We start from the raw sequence: 4379 nt of genomic DNA, 5'->3' as shown, positions 1-4379 counted from the left end.
CGGAGCGGGCAGGGCCCGCGATGGCCGCCGGGGCGCCCCCGGTCAGCGCGCAGACCCGAGGAACTCCTGCAGCCGGCCTACGCCTTCCGCGAGGTCCTCATCGCCGAGTGCGTAGGAGAGGCGCAGGAACCCGCTCGGCCCGAACGCCTCACCGGGAACCACGGCAACCTCAACCTTGTCCAGGATCAGGGCAGCCAGCTCGGCCGATGTGGCCGGCCGCGCACCCGCGAGCTCCCTGCCCAGCAGCTCCCGCACATCCGCGTAGGCGTAGAAGGCGCCGTGGGGGGTGGGGCACTGGACCCCCTCGATGCGGTTCAACCCGGAAACCATCGCACGACGACGGCGGTCGAAGGACTTCTTCATCTCCTCTACCGCTGTGAGCGGCCCGGACACGGCGGCCAGGGCCGCCATCTGCGAAACATTCGCCACGTTGGAGGTGGCGTGGGACTGCAGGTTGGTGGCGGCCTTCACCACGTCTTTCGGGCCGATCATCCAGCCGACCCGCCATCCGGTCATCGCATAGGTCTTGGCAACGCCGTTGAGGACCACCACGCGGTCGCCCAGCGAGGGCGCCGCCGTCGCAATGGAAGTGAACGGGACGTCGTCGTACGTGAGGTGTTCATAGATCTCATCGGTGACCACCCACAGGCCGTGGCCGGCTGCCCAATCGCCGATCTCGCGAACCTGCTCCGGTGAGTACACGGCACCCGTGGGGTTCGACGGCGAGACGAAGAGGAGGATTTTTGTCCGAGCGGTTCGTGCGGCTTCCAACTGCTCGACGGTGGCGAGGTAGGCCTGCTCCGGGCCGGCGAAGACCTCCACCGGAACGCCGCCCGCCAGCCGGATTGCCTCCGGATAGGTGGTCCAGTAGGGGGTGGGAACCAGTACCTCGTCGCCCGGATCGAGCAGCGTGGCGAAGGATTCATACACGGCCTGCTTGCCGCCGTTCGTTACCAGCACCTGGGCGGCATCGACCTGGTAACCGGAATCGCGCAGTGTCTTCTCCGCAATCGCCTGCTTGAGCTCCGGGAGCCCACCGGCGGGGGAGTAACGGTGAAACCGGGGCTGCCGTGCGGCCTCGACGGCTGCGTCCACAATGTAACCGGGCGTGGGGAAGTCCGGTTCACCGGCGCCGAAACCGATGACCGGCCGGCCTGCCGCCTTGAGCGCCTTTGCCTTGGCATCGACGGCGAGCGTTGCGGATTCAGCGATGGCGGCAATTCGCTGGGACACGCGTCCGTTGGAGTGCTGGGACAGGGCGTCAGCGGCAGTCATGGTCTTCCCGTCAGTTGAGGTGAATCGAGTTGGTCCAGTGGGGTGTTTCTCCAGCTTAGGGCTTCACCCCTCAACTCAGCCCGCCGCGACGCGTCGGACCGGCACCGACGTCCCCGCAGAAACCCACCGGGCTGCCCGGTTCGACGTTGCGTCCCGGATTGCGTAGACTAGTTCCTCGGTGTTGAAGTCGCCATGATGGTCCATGCCTGCACTGCGGTATTTCACGGCAGCGCAGGGACATAGGATCGGCGGAAGCTTCACTCCAAAGGGTAGTGGCGCAATTGGTAGCGCAGCGGTCTCCAAAACCGCAGGTTGCAGGTTCGAGTCCTGTCTGCCCTGCGCATCACCGTCATGGAAAGCATGCGGCAGTGCGGCGTCGAACGCTCTATGAGTGATGGGTCAGTGCGGCCAGCTCAGGTACCTACAAGATTGGTGAGGTTGAAGGTGACCGATACGGCTGCGAGCAGCTCCAAGGGAAACCCCGCCGGCAAGCAGAACCCCAAGCGGGGATTTTTCGGCCGAATCATCCTTTTTGTACGGCAGGTCGTCGCTGAACTGCGCAAGGTGGTTGTACCCACCCGCAAGGAACTGATCCGGTTCACCATCACAGTCATGGTGTTCGTGATCATCATGATGCTCATCGTGACCGGGTTGGACTTCCTGTTCGGTACCGGCGCGGTGTGGCTCTTTGGCGGCGACAGCTAGTTTCTGTCCTCCAGGGGCAGTATCGAGCAAGCACAGCAATCCAGAAAGCAGGCAGCTAGGTGTCCGAGCAAGAACTCGAACGACAGATCACCACCGACGAGGAAGATCTGGGTACCGAGGATCAGGTAACGGCAACAGGCGCGGATGACGCACCTGTTGATGCCGCTGTGCCCGCGGACAGCGAGGATTCCACTGCCGGGGAAGCAGCGGATTCCACCGACGAGGCTGCCGAAGAGTCCCTGGACGGGGACGCGGACGGCACCACCGGCGAGGTTTCAGAAGAGGAACCTGCTGAGCCCGAGGTCGATCCCGTGGCCGAGTTCCAGGCAAAGCTGCGTCGCCAGGAGGGTGACTGGTACGTCATCCACTCCTACGCCGGCTATGAGAACCGGGTAAAGGCCAACCTGGAAACACGCATCCAGACCCTGGACATGGAAGATTACATCTTCGAGATCCAGGTGCCCATGGAAGAAGTCGTGGAGATCAAGAACACCACCCGCAAGATCGTCAACCGGGTGCGCATTCCCGGCTACGTGCTGGTGCGGATGGACCTCACCGATGAATCGTGGGGCGCGGTTCGCCACACCCCCGGCGTGACCGGGTTCGTCGGGAACGCCCACGACCCGGTGCCGCTGAGCCTCAAAGAGGTCTTCTCGATGCTGGAGCACACCATCGTCAAGAGCGGTGCCGAGGCAGGCAAGCCTGCGCGCACGCAGACCACTCCCACCATGGTGAACTTCGAGGTCGGAGAATCCGTGACCGTGAACGAGGGTCCGTTCGAGACCCTCCCGGCCACCATCTCCGAGATCAAGCCAGAATCCCAGCAGCTGGTGGTCCTGGTGTCGATCTTCGAGCGCGAGACCCCGGTCACCCTGTCGTTCAACCAGGTCACCAAGATCCAATAGACTTCGTCCTCGTCGGGTTCGCTTTGGCCCGTCAGGACGGCCGGCCGCCACGCCATGGCGGTCACCATCCCCGGGACGCTCCTGTCCCGAGGAACGAAATGTAAGAAAAGGACCCTTTCATGGCCCCCAAGAAGAAGGTCACCGGCCTCATCAAGCTGCAGATCAACGCAGGCGCCGCCAACCCGGCTCCTCCGATCGGTCCCGCGCTTGGTCAGCACGGTGTCAACATCATGGAATTCTGCAAGGCGTACAACGCCGCGACAGAATCCCAGCGCGGGAATGTTATCCCCGTTGAAATCACGGTGTACGAGGATCGCTCGTTCACCTTCGTCACCAAGACCCCGCCGGCCGCCGAGCTGATCAAGAAGGCTGCAGGCGTTCAGAAGGGTTCGGCTACCCCGCACACCGTCAAGGTTGCGAAGCTGACCCAGGCGCAGGTCGAGGAAATCGCCACCATGAAAATGGAAGATCTGAACGCCAATGACGTTCAGGCAGCAGCGAAGATCATTGCCGGCACCGCCCGGTCGATGGGCATCACCGTCGACTAATGAGGAGTTTACGTACGGTGGAGCCGAGGAACGAGGATCCGCCGGGAGTAAGCCCCGCAAGTCAGTTGACAATGGAGCACCGTCGACTGACAGTCGATTGACACCAAACCAAATAACGACACCACGCCTTCGGCGTCGGATGTCTGTGGCAGGGCCGAGCGCGGTCCGCAGACCACAACTGCATAAGGAGAAAGAAGCAGATGGCAAAGCGCAGCAAAGCATATGAGGCAGCTGCCGCCAAGATCGACGCGAACAAGCTGTACGCGCCGGTCGAGGCAGTGAACCTGGCGAAGGAAACCAACCCTTCCTCGTTCGACGCAACCGTTGAGGTGGCTTTCCGCCTTGGCGTTGACCCCCGCAAGGCAGACCAGATGGTGCGCGGCACCGTCAACCTGCCTCACGGCACCGGCAAGACCAAGCGCGTCCTGGTCTTCGCGACCGGTGAGAAGGCCGAGGCAGCCATTGCCGCCGGAGCGGACTTCGTCGGCTCCGACGACATGATCGAGAAGGTAGCCGGCGGCTGGGTCGATTTCGACGCAGCGGTTGCCACCCCTGACCTCATGGGCAAGGTTGGCCGCCTCGGTAAGGTACTGGGTCCCCGTAACCTCATGCCGAACCCGAAGACCGGCACCGTGACCCCGGACGTCACCAAGGCCGTCACCGATATCAAGGGTGGAAAGATCGACTTCCGTGTCGACAAGCACTCCAACCTCCACTTCATCATCGGCAAGGTGTCCTTCGACGAGCGCAAGCTGGCCGAGAACTACGCGATTGCGCTGGAGGAAGTGCTTCGCCTGAAGCCCTCCGCCTCCAAGGGCCGCTACATCCAGAAGGCAACGGTCACCACCACCTTCGGACCGAGCATCTCGGTAGATCCCAACGTCACCAAGGTTCTGGCTGACGCGTAAGGAACCGGTTGATCGGAAGGGCCGGTGCAGCGATTGCT

General features: G+C 63.0%; 5 protein-coding genes and 1 tRNA gene. 5 read left to right on the top strand and 1 reads right to left on the bottom strand.

Features of this window, described 5'->3' with window-relative positions; translation table 11 throughout:
- Positions 1-42: 42 nt before the first annotated feature.
- Positions 43-1275: a pyridoxal phosphate-dependent aminotransferase gene (locus X803_RS0114420; protein ID WP_051470781.1), complete on the bottom strand. Its 1233-nt coding sequence runs from the start codon at positions 1273-1275 to the stop codon at positions 43-45.
- 266 nt (positions 1276-1541) lie between these two features.
- Here X803_RS0114420 and X803_RS0114415 point away from each other — a divergent pair.
- The 5 genes from X803_RS0114415 to rplA all read left to right on the top strand — a co-directional run bounded on the left by X803_RS0114415 (position 1542) and on the right by rplA (position 4341).
- Positions 1542-1614: transfer RNA gene (locus X803_RS0114415), tRNA-Trp, on the top strand.
- A 105-nt stretch (positions 1615-1719) separates the two neighbouring features.
- The gene (gene secE / locus X803_RS0114410) at positions 1720-1980 is read left to right on the top strand and encodes a preprotein translocase subunit SecE (RefSeq protein ID WP_026545677.1); all 261 of its coding nucleotides are present in this window, start codon (positions 1720-1722) and stop codon (positions 1978-1980) included.
- A gap of 59 nt (positions 1981-2039) precedes the next feature.
- Positions 2040-2885 carry a transcription termination/antitermination protein NusG gene (nusG, locus tag X803_RS0114405; protein WP_026545676.1) on the top strand — a complete coding sequence of 282 codons (846 nt, stop codon included), beginning with the start codon at positions 2040-2042 and terminating at the stop codon, positions 2883-2885.
- 119 nt (positions 2886-3004) lie between these two features.
- The gene (gene rplK / locus X803_RS0114400) at positions 3005-3433 is read left to right on the top strand and encodes a 50S ribosomal protein L11 (RefSeq protein ID WP_026545675.1); all 429 of its coding nucleotides are present in this window, start codon (positions 3005-3007) and stop codon (positions 3431-3433) included.
- A 200-nt stretch (positions 3434-3633) separates the two neighbouring features.
- On the top strand, positions 3634-4341 hold the full coding sequence (gene rplA, locus X803_RS0114395) for a 50S ribosomal protein L1 (RefSeq protein WP_026545674.1): 708 nt from the start codon (positions 3634-3636) through the stop codon (positions 4339-4341).
- Positions 4342-4379: the final 38 nt, after the last annotated feature.

The sequence above is a fragment of the Arthrobacter sp. 35/47 genome, from assembly GCF_000520475.1.
Lineage (GTDB): Bacteria > Actinomycetota > Actinomycetes > Actinomycetales > Micrococcaceae > Arthrobacter_D > Arthrobacter_D subterraneus.
The sequence above is the reverse complement of the archived record's forward strand: the minus strand, read 5'-3'. Positions and strand labels throughout refer to the sequence as shown.